This window comes from Salmonella sp. 3C (assembly GCF_025426275.1).
In the GTDB taxonomy this organism is placed as follows: domain Bacteria; phylum Pseudomonadota; class Gammaproteobacteria; order Enterobacterales; family Enterobacteriaceae; genus Salmonella; species Salmonella enterica.
Genome location: NZ_CP104858.1, coordinates 1,299,129 through 1,315,707, shown reverse-complemented (window position 1 = coordinate 1,315,707; position 16,579 = coordinate 1,299,129). Strand labels below are relative to the sequence as shown.

Genomic DNA, 16,579 nt, shown 5'->3' with positions numbered 1-16,579 from the left:
ACAACAACGATACACAAAATCATTCAGGCCGCCTTTGGTGAGGGACAAGAATATCTCTCATTAATCCCCAGCGGCGGACATAGAGTACGTTCCTGAGTTGAACAAACGCTGTCAACGTAGAAGCGGCCTGAAGAATGGCATGTATCGACCCAAAACAACCGGGAGGGGGATTGATGTCTCAGCCAGCGAAAGTCTTGCTGTTGTATGCCCATCCGGAATCTCAGGACTCGGTTGCTAACCGGGTACTGCTTAAACCGGCCATACAGCACAATAACGTAACCGTGCACGATCTTTATGCGCGCTATCCTGATTTTTTTATCGACACGCCCTATGAACAAGCCCTGTTACGTGAGCACGACGTCATTGTTTTTCAGCATCCCCTTTACACCTATAGCTGTCCGGCTTTACTGAAAGAATGGCTTGATCGCGTTTTGAGTCGGGGGTTCGCCAGCGGACCAGGGGGAAACCAACTGGTGGGAAAGTACTGGCGTAGCGTGATTACGACCGGCGAGCCGGAGAGCGCTTACCGGTATGACGCGCTAAACCGCTATCCAATGAGCGATGTACTCCGCCCCTTTGAACTGACCGCGGCCATGTGTCGGATGCACTGGATGCCGCCCATTATTGTGTACTGGGCGCGCCGCCAGTCGCCGCAGACGCTGGCCAGTCATGCGAAAGCCTATGGCGAGTGGCTGGCGAATCCTGTGAGCGCGGGAGGCTATTGATGGAAGGTGCTGATTTATTGACCGCGGGAGTGTTGTTCCTCTTCGCGGCGGTGGCGGCGGTGCCGTTAGCCGCCAGGCTGGGCATCGGCGCGGTGCTAGGGTATTTGCTGGCGGGAATCGCGATTGGTCCGTGGGGACTGGGCTTCATCAGCGACGTCGACGAAATTCTTCACTTCTCCGAACTGGGCGTCGTGTTTCTGATGTTTATCATTGGTCTCGAACTCAATCCGTCCCGGCTTTGGCAACTGCGGCGCTCTATCTTCGGCGTCGGCGCTGCTCAGGTGCTGTTAAGCGCGGCGGTGCTGGCGGGATTATTGATGCTTGCTGATTTCTTATGGCAGGCGGCGGTCGTCGGCGGGATTGGCCTGGCGATGTCTTCGACGGCGATGGCGCTACAACTGATGCGCGAGAAAGGCATGAATCGTAGCGAGTCCGGGCAGTTAGGGTTTTCCGTCTTACTGTTTCAGGATTTAGCGGTGATCCCCGCGCTGGCGTTGGTGCCTTTATTGGCGGGATCGGCCGACGAGCATTTCGACTGGTTTAAAGTGGCAATGAAGGTACTGGCTTTCGCGGTAATGCTGATTGGCGGTCGTTACCTGCTGCGCCCGGTATTTCGTTTTATTGCTGCGTCTGGCGTGCGGGAGGTCTTCACTGCCGCGACGCTGTTGCTGGTGTTGAGCGCCGCCTTATTTATGGATGCGCTGGGACTGTCGATGGCCCTGGGAACCTTCATTGCCGGCGTTTTACTGGCAGAGAGTGAATACCGGCATGAGCTGGAAAACGCTATCGATCCCTTTAAAGGTTTACTGCTTGGGCTGTTCTTTATCTCCGTCGGTATGTCGCTAAATCTCGGCGTACTTTATACCCATTTACTGTGGGTGGCGGCGAGCGTTGTTATTCTGGTCGTCATAAAAATGTTGACGCTGTATCTGCTGGCGCGGCTATATGGAATAAGAAGTTCTGAACGGATGCAGTTTGCCAGCGTGCTGAGTCAGGGGGGCGAGTTCGCTTTTGTGCTCTTTTCTACCGCCTCTTCTCAGCGCCTGTTTCAGGGCGATCAGATGGCGTTATTATTGGTGACTGTCACGTTATCAATGATGACCACGCCGCTACTGATGAAAGGGATTGATAAGTGGTTATCGCGCCGCCTTAATGGCCCGGAAGAGAATGATGAAAAGCCGTGGGTTGAGGATGATAAGCCCCAGGTAATTGTCGTCGGCTTTGGCCGTTTTGGTCAGGTGATCGCTCGCTTATTGATGGCGAATAAGATGCGTATCACCGTGCTGGAACGCGATATCGGCGCCGTTAATCTGATGCGCAAATATGGTTATAAAGTGTATTACGGCGACGCTACACAAGTCGAGCTGCTGCGTTCTGCGGGCGCGGAAGCGGCGGAGTCGATAGTCATCACGTGTAATGAACCGGAAGACACGATGAAGCTGGTGGAGTTGTGTCAGCAGCATTTTCCTCATCTGCATATTCTTGCGCGAGCGCGTGGACGTGTGGAGGCCCATGAGTTATTACAGGCTGGCGTCACGCAGTTTTCCCGTGAAACGTTTTCCAGCGCGCTGGAACTGGGACGTAAAACTCTGGTGTCGTTAGGTATGCATCCGCATCAGGCGCAACGCGCGCAGTTGCATTTTCGTCGGCTGGATATGCGAATGCTGCGGGAGCTGATCCCGGAGCATAGCGACATGGTACAGATTTCGCGCGCCAGAGAGGCCCGACGCGAGCTGGAGGAGATTTTTCAGCGCGAAATGCAACAGGAGCGTCGCCAGCTGGATGGCTGGGATAAATTTGAGTAGAGGTGAACAATGGCAATCCGTAAACGTTTTATTGCAGGCGCGAAATGTCCAGCCTGTCAGGCGCAGGACACAATGGCGATGTGGCGTGAAAATAATGTCGATATTGTTGAATGCGTTAAGTGCGGGCATCAAATGCGGGAGGCGGATAAAGACGTTCGCGAGCATGTTCGCAAAGAAGAGCAAGTGATTGGGATTTTTCATCCGGACTAGCGATATGCCGCAGGTTTTTTTAAGCTAAGGGGTACACGGCTGCAGAATTCCGCTACAATCTGCGCCACTATTCTTCCCATGCTCAGGAGATATCATGAAAGTAGCAAAAGACCTGGTGGTCAGCCTGGCCTATCAGGTACGTACAGAAGACGGTGTGTTGGTTGATGAGTCTCCGGTGAGTGCGCCGCTGGATTACCTGCACGGCCACGGCTCTCTGATCTCTGGCCTGGAAACGGCGCTGGAAGGCCATGAAGTTGGCGACAAATTTGATGTCGCTGTTGGTGCGAACGACGCTTACGGCCAGTATGACGAAAATCTGGTGCAGCGTGTGCCTAAAGACGTCTTTATGGGCGTTGATGAACTGCAGGTAGGGATGCGTTTCCTGGCGGAAACCGACCAGGGCCCGGTACCGGTAGAGATTACCGAAGTGGAAGACGATCACGTTGTGGTTGATGGTAACCACATGCTGGCGGGCCAGAATCTGAAATTTAACGTAGAAGTTGTTGCGATTCGTGAAGCGACTGAAGAAGAACTGGCTCACGGTCATGTTCACGGCGCGCACGATCACCACCACGATCACGGTGAAGACGGTTGCTGTGGCGGTCATGGTCATGACCATGGTCACGAGCACGGCGGCGAAGGCTGCTGCGGCGGTGGTGGTAAAGGCGGTTGCGGTTGCCATTAATCCCTGTCGTCTTTCAAGCCACCGCGGTGTTGGCTACGCTTTCAAACCCCGGTCACATAGTTATCTATGCTCCCGGGGAATTTTCAAGCTTGCCGCCTTGCTGTGACTCGAAATCCTTAGGGTATTATCATTGGTTCGATAAATCATCGGGCACAAAAAAAGCGGGTTAACCCCGCTTTTTTTTCGTCTCAATAATGCGGCGGCGGCGTTTCTTCTGCCTGAGAGGCGATATTTGACGGCTGACTGGCTTTTAACTTTTCCGTGAGCAAACGCAGATGATCGCGCAGCTTCGCCATCTCCATTTCATGTGCGGTTACCGTCAGGTTTAGTTCTTCTATGGTAATCTCCTGGAACGCCAGACGGCTTTCCAGTTCAGCCAGACGAGCTTCCATCGTGATATCCTGCATGATGTACCTCTTTATGTTGTCTCCGTCGGCGGATTCTACTTAACTTTACCGGCTTTCACAGCAACCATTACGCGCCCTACGAAACTAATTTAAACAAAAAGAGTCTGAAAAGAAGTGATAATAGGGCGTGTTCGTATGTTGATTTGTTCTGCAACGATTTATAGTACGCTTCTTACGTAAGTTAACATGGGGCGAGATGCCCCGGCCCTGGAGATATGGATGAAATCACTGTTTAAAGCCACGCTGCTGGCAACGACGATGGCCGTTGCTATGCACGCACCGATCACTTTTGCTGCTGATGCGGCGAAACCGGCAGCTACCGCTGATAGCAAAGCAGCATTTAAAAACGACGATCAAAAAGCGGCTTATGCGCTGGGCGCCTCGCTGGGTCGTTACATGGAAAATTCGCTTAAAGAGCAGGAAAAGTTGGGCATCAAACTGGATAAAGATCAGTTGATTGCCGGCGTTCAGGATGCCTTTGCCGATAAGAGCAAACTGTCCGATCAGGAAATTGAGCAAACGCTGCAGACGTTTGAAGCACGTGTGAAGAGCGCTGCTCAGGCGAAGATGGAAAAAGACGCTGCCGATAACGAAGCAAAAGGTAAAACGTTCCGTGACGCTTTTGCTAAAGAGAAAGGCGTGAAAACCTCCTCTACCGGTCTGCTTTACAAAGTAGAGAAAGAAGGCACAGGCGAGGCGCCGAAAGATAGCGATACCGTTGTGGTGAACTACAAAGGTACGCTGATCGACGGTAAAGAGTTTGATAACTCTTACACGCGCGGCGAACCGCTCTCCTTCCGTCTGGACGGCGTTATCCCTGGCTGGACTGAAGGCCTGAAAAATATTAAGAAAGGCGGCAAGATCAAGCTGGTTATCCCACCGGCGCTGGCCTACGGTAAAACGGGCGTCCCGGGTATCCCGGCGAACTCCACCCTGGTATTCGACGTAGAGCTGCTGGATATCAAACCAGCGCCGAAAGCGGATGCTAAACCTGCCGATGCGGCTGACGCTAAAGCCGCAGATGCTGCTAAAAAATAAAAACTGAGAGCCGCCGCTTGTAATAGCGGCGGTTTTTTTATTCAGGCCGGATATATTACTCACCATAATTTGATTTGCGGATAACGGCGCTTGCGCTGGTCGTTAAGGGCGAGACCGTAGGCTGAATGACCGCCAACGCACACGTAGTCTGAAATAGACGAGCAAATTAGTACTGGAAAGATGAACCCTCACTGTATTAATTTAATCATCCGCGTAAATAATGAGCCTGCCCTGAAAACATAACGACAGGCTCCTGAAAAGGAGTGTTTTTTTTCATGTCCAGGTCGCTTTTAACCAACGAAACCAGTGAACTTGATTTGCTGGATCAGCGTCCCTTCGAGCAAACCGACTTCGATATTCTGAAATCCTACGAAGCGGTAGTGGACGGGTTAGCGATGCTTATAGGTTCCCATTGTGAAATCGTATTGCACTCTTTGCAGGATCTAAAATGTTCAGCCATTCGTATTGCCAATGGCGAACATACGGGCCGTAAAATTGGCTCGCCGATTACCGACCTGGCGTTGCGTATGTTGCACGACATGACAGGGGCGGACAGTAGCGTGTCGAAATGCTATTTCACGCGCGCGAAAAGCGGTGTCTTGATGAAGTCGTTGACGATTGCCATTCGCAACCGCGAGCAGCGCGTCATTGGTCTACTGTGCATCAACATGAATCTTGATGTGCCATTTTCACAGATTATGAATACCTTTATTCCGCCGGAAACGCCGGAAGTCGGCTCAGCGGTTAATTTTGCCTCCTCAGTCGAAGATTTAGTCACCCAGACGCTGGAGTTCACGATCGAAGAAGTGAATGCCGATCGTAATGTCTCTAACAATGCGAAAAATCGTCAGATCGTCCTTAACTTGTACGAAAAAGGCATTTTCGATATTAAAGACGCCATTAACCAGGTAGCCGATCGTCTGAATATCTCAAAACACACGGTTTACCTCTATATTCGCCAGTTCAAAAGCGGCGATTTTCAGGGGCAGGATAAATAATGCGTTATGCCATTATGGTCACCGGGCCGGCATATGGCACCCAGCAGGCCAGCAGCGCATTGCAGTTCGCCCACGCGCTGCTCAATGAGGGGCATGAGTTAGCCAGCGTCTTTTTCTATCGGGAAGGTGTCTATAACGCCAATCTCCTGACCTCGCCGGCGAGCGATGAATATGATCTGGTACGCGCCTGGCAGAAATTGAATACGCAGCATGGCGTAGCGCTGAACATCTGTGTCGCGGCGGCGCTTCGTCGCGGTATTATTGATGAAACTGAAGCCGGCAGACTGGAGTTGCCGTCCGCCAATCTTCAGCCGGGCTTTACGCTAAGCGGGCTGGGCGCGCTGGCGGAGGCATCTCTCACCTGCGATCGGGTGGTGCAGTTTTAATGAAACGTATTGCATTTGTCTTTTCCACCGCGCCGCACGGCAGCGCCTCAGGCCGTGAAGGACTGGATGCGCTGCTGGCGACGTCAGCGCTAACGGAAGCGCTGGGCGTCTTTTTTATCAGCGACGGCGTCTTTCAGTTATTACCGGGACAAAAACCAGACGCTGTGCTGGCGCGTGACTATATTGCTACTTTCAAGCTCTTTGATTTGTACGATATTGATCAATGCTGGATCTGCGCGGCATCGCTGCGCGAGCGTGGTCTGGAGAACGTTAATTTTGTGGTAGACGCCACGCCGCTGGAACCCGTGGCGTTACGCCGCGAGCTTGGCAACTATGATGTCATCCTGAGATTCTGAGGCGTTTATGCTGCATACCTTACCTCATTGCGCTTCGAGCGTTGATTTTCCCGCTTTGCTGCGCCTGCTAAAAGAGGGCGATGCGCTTTTGTTGCTCCAGGATGGCGTTACCGTCGCGATTGAAGGTAACCGCTTCCTTGAAAGTCTGCGCGATGCCCCCATAACGGTCTATGCCTTGAAAGAAGACATTGACGCCCGCGGCCTGGGTGGTCAAATTTCAGACAGTGTCGTCAGGGTTGACTATACTGATTTTGTCAGACTCACGGTTAAGTATGCCAACCAGATGGCCTGGTGATGGCGGGATCGTTGTATATTTCTTGACACCTTTTCGACACCGCCCTAAAATTCGGCGTCCTCATATTGTGTGAGGGCGTTTTATTACGTGTTTACGAAGCAAAAGCTAAAACCAGGAGCTATTTAATGGCAACAGTTAACCAGCTGGTACGCAAACCACGTGCTCGCAAAGTTGCGAAAAGCAACGTGCCTGCGCTGGAAGCATGCCCGCAAAAACGTGGCGTATGTACTCGTGTATATACTACCACTCCTAAAAAACCGAACTCCGCACTGCGTAAAGTTTGCCGTGTTCGTCTGACTAACGGTTTTGAAGTGACTTCCTACATCGGTGGTGAAGGTCACAACCTGCAGGAGCACTCCGTGATCCTGATCCGTGGCGGTCGTGTTAAAGACCTCCCGGGTGTTCGTTACCACACCGTTCGTGGCGCGCTTGACTGCTCCGGCGTTAAAGACCGTAAGCAAGCTCGTTCTAAGTACGGCGTGAAGCGTCCTAAGGCTTAATGGTTCTCCGTTAAGTAAGGCCAAACGTTTTAAATTAATGTCAAACTAAACTCGTAGAGTTTTGGACAATCCTGAATTAACAACGGAGTATTTCCATGCCACGTCGTCGCGTCATTGGTCAGCGTAAAATTCTGCCGGATCCGAAGTTCGGATCAGAACTGCTGGCTAAATTTGTCAATATCCTGATGGTAGATGGTAAAAAATCTACTGCAGAATCAATCGTATACAGCGCGCTGGAGACCCTGGCTCAGCGTTCTGGTAAATCTGAACTGGAAGCTTTCGAAGTCGCTCTCGAAAACGTTCGCCCGACTGTAGAAGTTAAATCCCGCCGTGTAGGTGGTTCTACTTATCAGGTACCAGTTGAAGTCCGTCCGGTCCGTCGTAATGCTCTGGCAATGCGTTGGATCGTAGAAGCTGCTCGTAAACGCGGTGATAAATCCATGGCTCTGCGTCTGGCGAACGAACTTTCTGACGCTGCAGAAAACAAAGGTACTGCAGTTAAGAAACGTGAAGACGTTCACCGTATGGCAGAAGCCAACAAGGCGTTCGCACACTACCGTTGGTAATCCCTTCGGAGTCATAGTCACCAGGCGGGCGCTTCAGGTAAGTCGCCCGTTTTGGATAACTTAACTGAACGCCTAAAGATATCAACGAGGAATCAAATGGCTCGTACAACACCCATCGCACGCTACCGTAATATCGGTATCAGTGCGCACATCGACGCCGGTAAAACCACTACTACCGAACGTATTCTGTTCTACACCGGTGTAAACCACAAAATCGGTGAAGTTCATGACGGCGCAGCTACCATGGACTGGATGGAGCAGGAGCAGGAGCGTGGTATTACTATCACCTCCGCAGCGACTACTGCATTCTGGTCTGGTATGGCTAAGCAGTATGAACCGCATCGCATCAACATCATCGACACCCCGGGGCACGTTGACTTCACTATCGAAGTAGAACGTTCCATGCGTGTTCTCGATGGTGCGGTAATGGTTTACTGCGCAGTTGGTGGTGTTCAGCCGCAGTCTGAAACCGTATGGCGTCAGGCAAACAAATACAAAGTTCCGCGTATTGCGTTCGTTAACAAAATGGACCGCATGGGCGCGAACTTCCTGAAAGTTGTTGGTCAGATCAAAACCCGTCTGGGCGCGAACCCGGTTCCGCTGCAGCTGGCAATTGGTGCTGAAGAAGGTTTCACCGGCGTTGTTGACCTGGTGAAAATGAAAGCCATCAACTGGAACGATGCCGACCAGGGCGTTACCTTCGAATACGAAGATATCCCGGCTGACATGCAGGACCTGGCTAACGAATGGCACCAGAACCTGATCGAGTCCGCCGCAGAAGCTTCTGAAGAGCTGATGGAAAAATACCTGGGTGGTGAAGAACTGACTGAAGAAGAGATCAAACAAGCTCTGCGTCAGCGCGTTCTGAACAACGAAATCATCCTGGTAACCTGTGGTTCTGCATTCAAGAACAAAGGTGTTCAGGCGATGCTGGATGCGGTAATTGATTACCTGCCATCCCCGGTAGACGTACCTGCGATCAACGGTATTCTGGACGACGGTAAAGATACTCCGGCTGAGCGTCACGCAAGCGACGACGAGCCGTTCTCTGCGCTGGCGTTCAAAATCGCTACCGACCCGTTTGTGGGTAACCTGACCTTCTTCCGTGTGTACTCCGGTGTGGTTAACTCTGGTGATACCGTACTGAACTCCGTGAAAACCGCACGTGAGCGTTTCGGTCGTATCGTTCAGATGCACGCCAACAAACGTGAAGAGATCAAAGAAGTTCGCGCGGGCGACATCGCGGCTGCTATCGGCCTGAAAGACGTGACTACCGGTGACACCCTGTGTGATCCGGAAAACCCGATCATTCTGGAACGTATGGAATTCCCTGAGCCGGTAATCTCCATCGCGGTAGAACCGAAAACCAAAGCTGACCAGGAAAAAATGGGTCTGGCTCTGGGCCGTCTGGCGAAAGAAGACCCGTCATTCCGCGTATGGACTGATGAAGAATCTAACCAGACCATCATCGCTGGTATGGGTGAACTTCACCTGGATATCATCGTTGACCGTATGAAGCGTGAATTCAACGTTGAAGCTAACGTGGGTAAACCTCAGGTTGCTTACCGCGAAGCGATTCGCGCGAAAGTTACCGACATCGAAGGTAAACACGCGAAACAGTCTGGTGGTCGCGGTCAGTATGGTCATGTTGTTATCGACATGTACCCGCTGGAGCCGGGCTCTAACCCGAAAGGTTACGAGTTCATCAACGACATCAAAGGTGGTGTAATTCCTGGCGAATACATCCCGGCCGTTGATAAAGGCATCCAGGAGCAGCTGAAATCTGGCCCGCTGGCGGGTTATCCGGTAGTTGATCTCGGTGTGCGTCTGCACTTCGGTTCTTACCATGACGTTGACTCCTCTGAGCTGGCGTTTAAACTGGCTGCGTCTATCGCCTTTAAAGAAGGCTTTAAGAAAGCAAAACCAGTTCTGCTTGAGCCGATCATGAAGGTTGAAGTAGAAACACCTGAAGAGAATACCGGTGACGTTATCGGCGACCTTAGCCGCCGTCGTGGTATGCTCAAAGGTCAGGAATCTGAAGTTACAGGCGTTAAGATCCACGCTGAAGTACCGCTGTCTGAAATGTTCGGATATGCAACTCAGCTGCGTTCTCTGACCAAAGGTCGCGCATCGTACACTATGGAATTCCTGAAGTATGATGATGCGCCGAACAACGTTGCTCAGGCCGTAATCGAAGCCCGTGGTAAATAAGCCGCAGGGTTAAAAACCAAAATCCCGTGCTCTCTCCTGAAGGGGAGAGCGCTATAGTAAGGAATATAGCCGTGTCTAAAGAAAAATTTGAACGTACAAAACCGCACGTTAACGTCGGCACCATCGGCCACGTTGACCACGGTAAAACTACCCTGACCGCTGCAATCACCACCGTACTGGCTAAAACCTACGGCGGTGCTGCTCGTGCATTCGACCAGATCGATAACGCTCCGGAAGAAAAAGCGCGTGGTATCACCATCAACACTTCTCACGTTGAATACGATACCCCGACCCGCCACTACGCACACGTAGACTGCCCGGGGCACGCTGACTATGTTAAAAACATGATCACCGGTGCTGCTCAGATGGACGGCGCGATCCTGGTTGTTGCTGCGACTGACGGCCCGATGCCGCAGACCCGTGAGCACATCCTGCTGGGTCGTCAGGTAGGCGTTCCGTACATCATCGTGTTCCTGAACAAATGCGACATGGTTGATGACGAAGAGCTGCTGGAACTGGTTGAAATGGAAGTTCGTGAACTTCTGTCTCAGTACGACTTCCCGGGCGACGACACGCCGATCGTTCGTGGTTCTGCTCTGAAAGCGCTGGAAGGCGACGCAGAGTGGGAAGCGAAAATCATCGAACTGGCTGGCTTCCTGGACTCTTACATCCCGGAACCAGAGCGTGCGATTGACAAGCCGTTCCTGCTGCCGATCGAAGACGTATTCTCCATCTCCGGTCGTGGTACCGTTGTTACCGGTCGTGTAGAACGCGGTATCATCAAAGTGGGCGAAGAAGTTGAAATCGTTGGTATCAAAGAGACTCAGAAGTCTACCTGTACTGGCGTTGAAATGTTCCGCAAACTGCTGGACGAAGGCCGTGCCGGTGAGAACGTAGGTGTTCTGCTGCGTGGTATCAAACGTGAAGAAATCGAACGTGGTCAGGTACTGGCTAAGCCGGGCACCATCAAGCCGCACACCAAGTTCGAATCTGAAGTGTACATTCTGTCCAAAGATGAAGGCGGCCGTCATACTCCGTTCTTCAAAGGCTACCGTCCGCAGTTCTACTTCCGTACTACTGACGTGACTGGCACCATCGAACTGCCGGAAGGCGTAGAGATGGTAATGCCGGGCGACAACATCAAAATGGTTGTTACCCTGATCCACCCGATCGCAATGGACGACGGTCTGCGTTTCGCAATCCGTGAAGGCGGCCGTACTGTTGGCGCGGGCGTTGTTGCTAAAGTTCTGGGCTAATTACTCGTTAATTAGTTTTGAATTGAAGAGGGCGCTTCGGCGCCCTTTTTGTTGCCTGCTATTTAGCCGCTGTTATATTTATTAGCCTTTTTTAACGCTTCTCCCGTGGCGTAAATCGCTTTGTGCTATTGTAATCATAACCATTCTCATTTACACTTTGTGCGGAAATTGAACGGGAGCGATCATGTACGTTTGTTTGTGTAATGGTATAAGCGATAAAAAAATCCGCCAGGCTGTACGACAATTTCATCCACAGTCATTTCAACAGTTACGTAAATTTATTCCTGTGGGAAATCAATGTGGTAAGTGTATTCGCGCCGCGCGAGAAGTGATGCAGGATGAGTTAACGCAAATGCCGGAATTTAAAGAGATCGCCTGAGTCACACTCTTTTTTTTGACATCCCTGTAGCCCCATCTACGCTCTAGAGAGTGGAAGCGGAGGGACTATAAAATGAAAGGTGATGTTAAAATCATAAATTATCTCAATAAACTGTTGGGAAATGAGCTTGTCGCAATTAATCAGTATTTTCTTCATGCCCGTATGTTCAAAAACTGGGGCCTGACCCGGCTTAATGATGTTGAGTACCATGAATCCATTGATGAGATGAAACACGCCGATAAGTATATTGAGCGTATTTTATTTCTGGAAGGCATACCGAACCTACAGGATCTGGGCAAGCTGGGCATCGGTGAAGATGTCGAAGAGATGCTACGATCGGATCTCCGACTCGAACTGGAAGGCGCAAAAGATCTACGTGAGGCAATAGCCTATGCCGATAGCGTTCATGATTATGTCAGCCGGGATATGATGATTGAAATTCTTGCCGACGAGGAAGGCCACATCGACTGGCTGGAAACTGAGCTGGATTTGATTGCCAAACTTGGTATGCAAAATTATCTGCAATCACAAATTAAGGTTACCGATTAACCGTCTGGAAAGAAAACTTTCCAACCTGTTATGAAACCCGCCACCGCCAGCCATGGCCCAAAAGGTAGCGGGTTTATTAATGCCGATTTACCTCTCACCAGTAGCGCGACGCCAAACCTGCCACAGGCCAACATGGCGGCAAGGAAAACCAGTAACGGCAGTGTTTCCCAACAATGCCACGCCCCTAAGGCAGCGAGGTACTTGACGTCGCCATATCCAAGCCCCTCTTTCTGATAACGCAGGCGATAGCCCCAGTAAATTAACGCGAATCCGCCATAGCCGGCGATAGCACCCCAAAGCGCATCCGGTAAACGCTCCGGCAGGCAAATCTGGTGATAAAGCAGACCACCCCACAGTAATGGACAGGTAAACCGGTCAGGCAACAGACCGGTACGCGCGTCGTATATGCCAAGTAATAAAGAGAACGACGCATAAAAAATGAGAAAGGGGAGGGCAACAAACATAAGCAAATCCTCGTCAAGGCTTGTGCTCACCTTTATAGATTTATGCGACAGCGACAACGACGTATTGCCAGGTTTGCCTGATGCCTTCCAAAGAAAAGATGCGCGTTACCATCCCATGCGTACCATCTGGAATCGTGCTCGCATAAGAATAAAGCGCTTAATTTCTATCCGACACTTGCGTCAGGCTGAGATTTACGTATAATGCGCGGGCTTGTCGTAATTGACGGCAGGTTCGATTTGAACCTCGAATAGCCGATTTGGCTATTTAACAATGCTCCCAATCGGGGAGCTACGTAAGAACGGTTACACTCTCCCATCAATCGTAATGGGTGTGAGGAGTAATCATTTTCGTTTATAAAATAATTGGAGCTCTGGTCTCATGCAGAACCAAAGAATCCGTATCCGCCTGAAAGCGTTTGATCATCGTCTGATCGATCAATCAACCGCGGAAATCGTCGAGACTGCCAAGCGCACTGGTGCGCAGGTTCGCGGTCCGATCCCGCTGCCGACCCGCAAAGAGCGCTTTACCGTTCTGATCTCTCCGCACGTTAACAAAGATGCGCGCGATCAGTACGAAATTCGCACTCACAAGCGTCTGGTTGACATCGTTGAGCCAACCGAGAAAACCGTTGATGCTCTGATGCGTCTGGACCTGGCTGCCGGTGTAGACGTGCAGATCAGCCTGGGTTAATCAGGTCATCGAGCGATTGAGAGGTTGATACAATGATTGGTTTAGTCGGTAAAAAAGTGGGTATGACCCGCATCTTCACTGAAGATGGCGTCTCTATCCCAGTAACCGTAATCGAAGTTGAAGCAAACCGTGTTACTCAGGTTAAAGACCTGGCTAACGATGGCTACCGCGCTGTTCAGGTTACTACGGGTGCTAAAAAAGCTAACCGTGTCACCAAGCCGGAAGCGGGTCACTTTGCTAAAGCTGGCGTAGAAGCTGGCCGTGGTCTGTGGGAATTCCGTCTGGCTGAAGGCGAAGAATACACCGTAGGTCAGAGCATCAGCGTTGAACTGTTTGCTGACGTTAAAAAAGTTGACGTAACCGGTACCTCTAAAGGTAAAGGTTTCGCTGGTACCGTTAAGCGCTGGAACTTCCGTACCCAGGACGCTACTCACGGTAACTCCTTGTCTCACCGCGTTCCGGGTTCTATCGGTCAGAACCAGACTCCGGGCAAAGTGTTCAAAGGCAAGAAAATGGCAGGTCAGATGGGTAATGAGCGCGTAACCGTTCAGAGCCTTGACGTAGTACGCGTTGACGCTGAGCGCAACCTGCTGCTGGTTAAGGGTGGTGTTCCGGGTGCAACCGGTTGCGACCTGATCGTTAAACCAGCTGTGAAGGCGTAAGGGGATAGCAATGGAATTAGTATTGAAAGACGCGCAGAGCGCGCTGACTGTTTCCGAAACTACCTTCGGTCGTGATTTCAACGAAGCGCTGGTTCACCAGGTTGTTGTTGCTTATGCAGCTGGTGCTCGTCAGGGTACTCGTGCTCAGAAGACTCGTGCTGAAGTAACTGGTTCCGGTAAAAAACCGTGGCGCCAGAAAGGCACTGGCCGTGCGCGTTCAGGTTCTATCAAGAGCCCGATCTGGCGTTCCGGTGGCGTGACCTTCGCTGCTCGTCCGCAGGACCACAGTCAAAAAGTTAACAAGAAGATGTACCGCGGCGCGCTGAAAAGCATCCTGTCCGAACTGGTACGTCAGGATCGTCTGATCGTTGTCGAGAAGTTCTCTGTAGAAGCGCCGAAAACTAAGCTGCTGGCACAGAAACTGAAAGACATGGCTCTGGAAGATGTGCTGATCATCACCGGTGAGCTGGACGAGAACCTGTTCCTGGCCGCACGTAACCTGCACAAGGTTGACGTACGCGATGCGACTGGTATCGACCCGGTTAGCCTGATCGCCTTCGACAAAGTCGTAATGACTGCTGATGCTGTTAAGCAAGTTGAGGAGATGCTGGCATGATTCGTGAAGAACGTCTGCTGAAGGTGCTGCGCGCACCGCACGTTTCTGAAAAAGCGTCTACTGCGATGGAAAAAACCAACACCATCGTTCTCAAAGTTGCTAAAGACGCGACCAAAGCAGAAATCAAAGCTGCTGTGCAGAAACTGTTTGAAGTCGAAGTCGAAGTCGTTAACACCCTGGTCGTTAAAGGGAAAGTTAAACGTCACGGACAGCGTATCGGTCGTCGTAGCGACTGGAAAAAAGCTTACGTCACCCTGAAAGAAGGCCAGAATCTGGACTTCGTCGGCGGCGCTGAGTAAGTCGGAGGAGTAATACAATGGCAGTTGTTAAATGTAAACCGACATCTCCGGGTCGTCGCCACGTCGTTAAAGTGGTCAACCCAGAGCTGCACAAGGGCAAACCTTTTGCTCCGCTGGTTGAAAAAAACAGCAAATCCGGTGGTCGTAACAACAATGGCCGTATCACCACTCGTCATATCGGTGGTGGTCACAAACAGGCTTATCGTATTGTTGACTTCAAACGCAACAAAGACGGTATCCCGGCAGTTGTTGAACGTCTTGAGTACGATCCGAACCGTTCCGCGAACATCGCGCTGGTTCTGTACAAAGACGGCGAACGCCGTTACATCCTGGCCCCGAAAGGCCTGAAAGCTGGCGACCAGATTCAGTCTGGCGTTGATGCTGCAATCAAAGCAGGCAACACCCTGCCGATGCGCAATATCCCGGTTGGTTCTACCGTTCATAACGTAGAAATGAAACCAGGTAAAGGCGGTCAGCTGGCACGTTCCGCTGGTACTTACGTTCAGATCGTTGCTCGCGATGGCGCTTATGTCACCCTGCGTCTGCGTTCTGGTGAAATGCGTAAAGTCGAAGCAGACTGCCGTGCAACCCTGGGCGAAGTTGGCAATGCTGAGCATATGCTGCGCGTTCTGGGTAAAGCAGGTGCTGCACGCTGGCGTGGCGTTCGTCCTACCGTTCGCGGTACTGCGATGAACCCAGTAGACCACCCACATGGTGGTGGTGAAGGTCGTAACTTTGGTAAGCACCCGGTAACTCCGTGGGGCGTTCAGACCAAAGGTAAGAAGACCCGCAGCAACAAGCGTACTGATAAATTCATCGTACGTCGCCGTAGCAAATAATTTTAGAGGATAAGCCATGCCACGTTCTCTCAAGAAAGGTCCTTTTATTGACCTGCACTTGCTGAAGAAGGTAGAGAAAGCGGTGGAAAGCGGAGACAAGAAGCCCCTGCGCACCTGGTCCCGTCGTTCAACGATCTTTCCTAACATGATCGGTTTGACCATCGCTGTCCATAATGGTCGTCAGCACGTTCCGGTATTTGTTTCCGACGAAATGGTCGGTCACAAACTGGGTGAATTCGCACCGACTCGTACTTATCGCGGCCACGCTGCTGATAAAAAAGCGAAGAAGAAATAAGGTAGGAGGAAGAGATGGAAACTATCGCTAAACATCGCCATGCTCGTTCTTCTGCTCAGAAGGTTCGCCTTGTTGCTGACCTGATTCGCGGTAAGAAAGTGTCGCAGGCTCTGGATATTCTGACCTACACCAACAAGAAAGCGGCTGTACTGGTCAAGAAAGTTCTGGAATCTGCCATTGCTAACGCTGAACACAACGATGGCGCTGACATTGACGATCTGAAAGTTACGAAAATTTTCGTAGACGAAGGCCCGAGCATGAAGCGCATTATGCCGCGTGCAAAAGGTCGTGCAGATCGCATCCTGAAGCGCACCAGCCACATCACTGTGGTTGTGTCCGATCGCTGA

The 16,579-nt window shown here is 51.4% G+C and carries 24 protein-coding genes; 22 read left to right on the top strand and 2 right to left on the bottom strand.

Going from position 1 to position 16,579, the window contains the following annotated elements:
* The first annotated feature begins 173 nt into the window (after positions 1-173).
* The 4 genes from kefG (at position 174) to slyD (ending at position 3,425) form a co-directional block, all read left to right on the top strand.
* The gene (gene kefG, locus N7E69_RS06375; protein ID WP_000081820.1) at positions 174-725 is read left to right on the top strand and encodes a glutathione-regulated potassium-efflux system ancillary protein KefG; all 552 of its coding nucleotides are present in this window, start codon (positions 174-176) and stop codon (positions 723-725) included.
* Positions 725-2,530, top strand: a complete 1,806-nt coding sequence (kefB, locus tag N7E69_RS06370; RefSeq protein WP_000398136.1) for a glutathione-regulated potassium-efflux system protein KefB — start codon at positions 725-727, stop codon at positions 2,528-2,530. The genes kefG and kefB overlap by 1 nt, the downstream gene beginning before the upstream one ends.
* 9 nt (positions 2,531-2,539) lie before the next feature.
* On the top strand, positions 2,540-2,740 hold the full coding sequence (locus N7E69_RS06365; RefSeq protein ID WP_001007735.1) for a YheV family putative zinc ribbon protein: 201 nt from the start codon (positions 2,540-2,542) through the stop codon (positions 2,738-2,740).
* A 94-nt stretch (positions 2,741-2,834) separates the two neighbouring features.
* Positions 2,835-3,425 (top strand): peptidylprolyl isomerase, encoded by a 591-nt coding sequence (gene slyD / locus N7E69_RS06360; RefSeq protein WP_000861341.1) that lies wholly within the window; start codon positions 2,835-2,837, stop codon positions 3,423-3,425.
* A 188-nt stretch (positions 3,426-3,613) separates the two neighbouring features.
* On the opposite strand, the gene N7E69_RS06355 is transcribed toward slyD, so the two are convergent.
* The gene (locus tag N7E69_RS06355; RefSeq protein ID WP_001152701.1) at positions 3,614-3,832 is read right to left on the bottom strand and encodes a protein SlyX; all 219 of its coding nucleotides are present in this window, start codon (positions 3,830-3,832) and stop codon (positions 3,614-3,616) included.
* 219 nt (positions 3,833-4,051) lie between these two features.
* Between N7E69_RS06355 and fkpA the strand changes: the two genes are divergently transcribed.
* The 11 genes from fkpA to bfr all read left to right on the top strand — a co-directional run bounded on the left by fkpA (position 4,052) and on the right by bfr (position 12,366).
* Complete coding sequence (gene fkpA / locus N7E69_RS06350; RefSeq protein ID WP_000838225.1) at positions 4,052-4,870, top strand: FKBP-type peptidyl-prolyl cis-trans isomerase; 819 nt, start codon at positions 4,052-4,054, stop codon at positions 4,868-4,870.
* Between the two features lie 275 nt (positions 4,871-5,145).
* The gene (locus tag N7E69_RS06345) at positions 5,146-5,868 is read left to right on the top strand and encodes a transcriptional regulator (RefSeq protein ID WP_000091471.1); all 723 of its coding nucleotides are present in this window, start codon (positions 5,146-5,148) and stop codon (positions 5,866-5,868) included.
* Positions 5,868-6,254: a sulfurtransferase complex subunit TusD gene (tusD, locus tag N7E69_RS06340; protein WP_001268011.1), complete on the top strand. Its 387-nt coding sequence runs from the start codon at positions 5,868-5,870 to the stop codon at positions 6,252-6,254. The genes N7E69_RS06345 and tusD overlap by 1 nt, the downstream gene beginning before the upstream one ends.
* Complete coding sequence (gene tusC, locus N7E69_RS06335) at positions 6,254-6,610, top strand: sulfurtransferase complex subunit TusC (RefSeq protein WP_000820705.1); 357 nt, start codon at positions 6,254-6,256, stop codon at positions 6,608-6,610. Before tusD ends, tusC begins: the two co-directional genes overlap by 1 nt.
* A 7-nt stretch (positions 6,611-6,617) precedes the next feature.
* The gene (tusB, locus tag N7E69_RS06330; protein WP_000903399.1) at positions 6,618-6,905 is read left to right on the top strand and encodes a sulfurtransferase complex subunit TusB; all 288 of its coding nucleotides are present in this window, start codon (positions 6,618-6,620) and stop codon (positions 6,903-6,905) included.
* 125 nt (positions 6,906-7,030) lie between these two features.
* Positions 7,031-7,405, top strand: a complete 375-nt coding sequence (gene rpsL, locus N7E69_RS06325) for a 30S ribosomal protein S12 (protein ID WP_000246815.1) — start codon at positions 7,031-7,033, stop codon at positions 7,403-7,405.
* Between the two features lie 95 nt (positions 7,406-7,500).
* Entirely contained in the window at positions 7,501-7,971 is a 471-nt protein-coding gene (gene rpsG, locus N7E69_RS06320) for a 30S ribosomal protein S7 (protein WP_001138043.1), read from the top strand.
* Between the two features lie 96 nt (positions 7,972-8,067).
* Positions 8,068-10,182: an elongation factor G gene (fusA, locus tag N7E69_RS06315; RefSeq protein ID WP_000124693.1), complete on the top strand. Its 2,115-nt coding sequence runs from the start codon at positions 8,068-8,070 to the stop codon at positions 10,180-10,182.
* A gap of 71 nt (positions 10,183-10,253) precedes the next feature.
* Positions 10,254-11,438, top strand: coding sequence for an elongation factor Tu (tuf, locus tag N7E69_RS06310; RefSeq protein WP_000031748.1), 1,185 nt, complete (start codon positions 10,254-10,256; stop codon positions 11,436-11,438).
* Between the two features lie 184 nt (positions 11,439-11,622).
* Positions 11,623-11,817 carry a bacterioferritin-associated ferredoxin gene (gene bfd / locus N7E69_RS06305; RefSeq protein WP_000289082.1) on the top strand — a complete coding sequence of 65 codons (195 nt, stop codon included), beginning with the start codon at positions 11,623-11,625 and terminating at the stop codon, positions 11,815-11,817.
* 72 nt (positions 11,818-11,889) lie between these two features.
* Positions 11,890-12,366 carry a bacterioferritin gene (bfr, locus tag N7E69_RS06300; protein ID WP_000675530.1) on the top strand — a complete coding sequence of 159 codons (477 nt, stop codon included), beginning with the start codon at positions 11,890-11,892 and terminating at the stop codon, positions 12,364-12,366.
* Here the strand turns inward: bfr and hopD are convergent.
* Positions 12,363-12,830, bottom strand: coding sequence for a prepilin peptidase (gene hopD, locus N7E69_RS06295; RefSeq protein WP_000495849.1), 468 nt, complete (start codon positions 12,828-12,830; stop codon positions 12,363-12,365). The two genes, bfr and hopD, sit on opposite strands and share 4 nt — an antisense overlap.
* Positions 12,831-13,209: 379 nt before the next feature.
* Here hopD and rpsJ point away from each other — a divergent pair, with 379 nt between their 5' ends.
* Genes rpsJ through rplV form a run of 7 tightly spaced genes read left to right on the top strand, consistent with a single transcriptional unit; the run spans position 13,210 to position 16,579 of the window.
* Positions 13,210-13,521: a 30S ribosomal protein S10 gene (rpsJ, locus tag N7E69_RS06290; RefSeq protein ID WP_001181005.1), complete on the top strand. Its 312-nt coding sequence runs from the start codon at positions 13,210-13,212 to the stop codon at positions 13,519-13,521.
* A gap of 32 nt (positions 13,522-13,553) precedes the next feature.
* A complete protein-coding gene (rplC, locus tag N7E69_RS06285; protein WP_000579838.1) occupies positions 13,554-14,183 on the top strand; it encodes a 50S ribosomal protein L3 in 630 nt (209 codons plus the stop codon).
* Positions 14,184-14,193: 10 nt separating this feature from the next.
* Positions 14,194-14,799 carry a 50S ribosomal protein L4 gene (gene rplD / locus N7E69_RS06280; protein WP_000424395.1) on the top strand — a complete coding sequence of 202 codons (606 nt, stop codon included), beginning with the start codon at positions 14,194-14,196 and terminating at the stop codon, positions 14,797-14,799.
* Positions 14,796-15,098 carry a 50S ribosomal protein L23 gene (gene rplW, locus N7E69_RS06275; protein ID WP_000617546.1) on the top strand — a complete coding sequence of 101 codons (303 nt, stop codon included), beginning with the start codon at positions 14,796-14,798 and terminating at the stop codon, positions 15,096-15,098. Before rplD ends, rplW begins: the two co-directional genes overlap by 4 nt.
* Positions 15,099-15,115: 17 nt before the next feature.
* Complete coding sequence (rplB, locus tag N7E69_RS06270) at positions 15,116-15,937, top strand: 50S ribosomal protein L2 (protein WP_000301869.1); 822 nt, start codon at positions 15,116-15,118, stop codon at positions 15,935-15,937.
* A 16-nt stretch (positions 15,938-15,953) separates the two neighbouring features.
* Positions 15,954-16,232 carry a 30S ribosomal protein S19 gene (gene rpsS, locus N7E69_RS06265; RefSeq protein WP_001138115.1) on the top strand — a complete coding sequence of 93 codons (279 nt, stop codon included), beginning with the start codon at positions 15,954-15,956 and terminating at the stop codon, positions 16,230-16,232.
* 14 nt (positions 16,233-16,246) lie between these two features.
* Complete coding sequence (rplV, locus tag N7E69_RS06260) at positions 16,247-16,579, top strand: 50S ribosomal protein L22 (RefSeq protein WP_000447529.1); 333 nt, start codon at positions 16,247-16,249, stop codon at positions 16,577-16,579.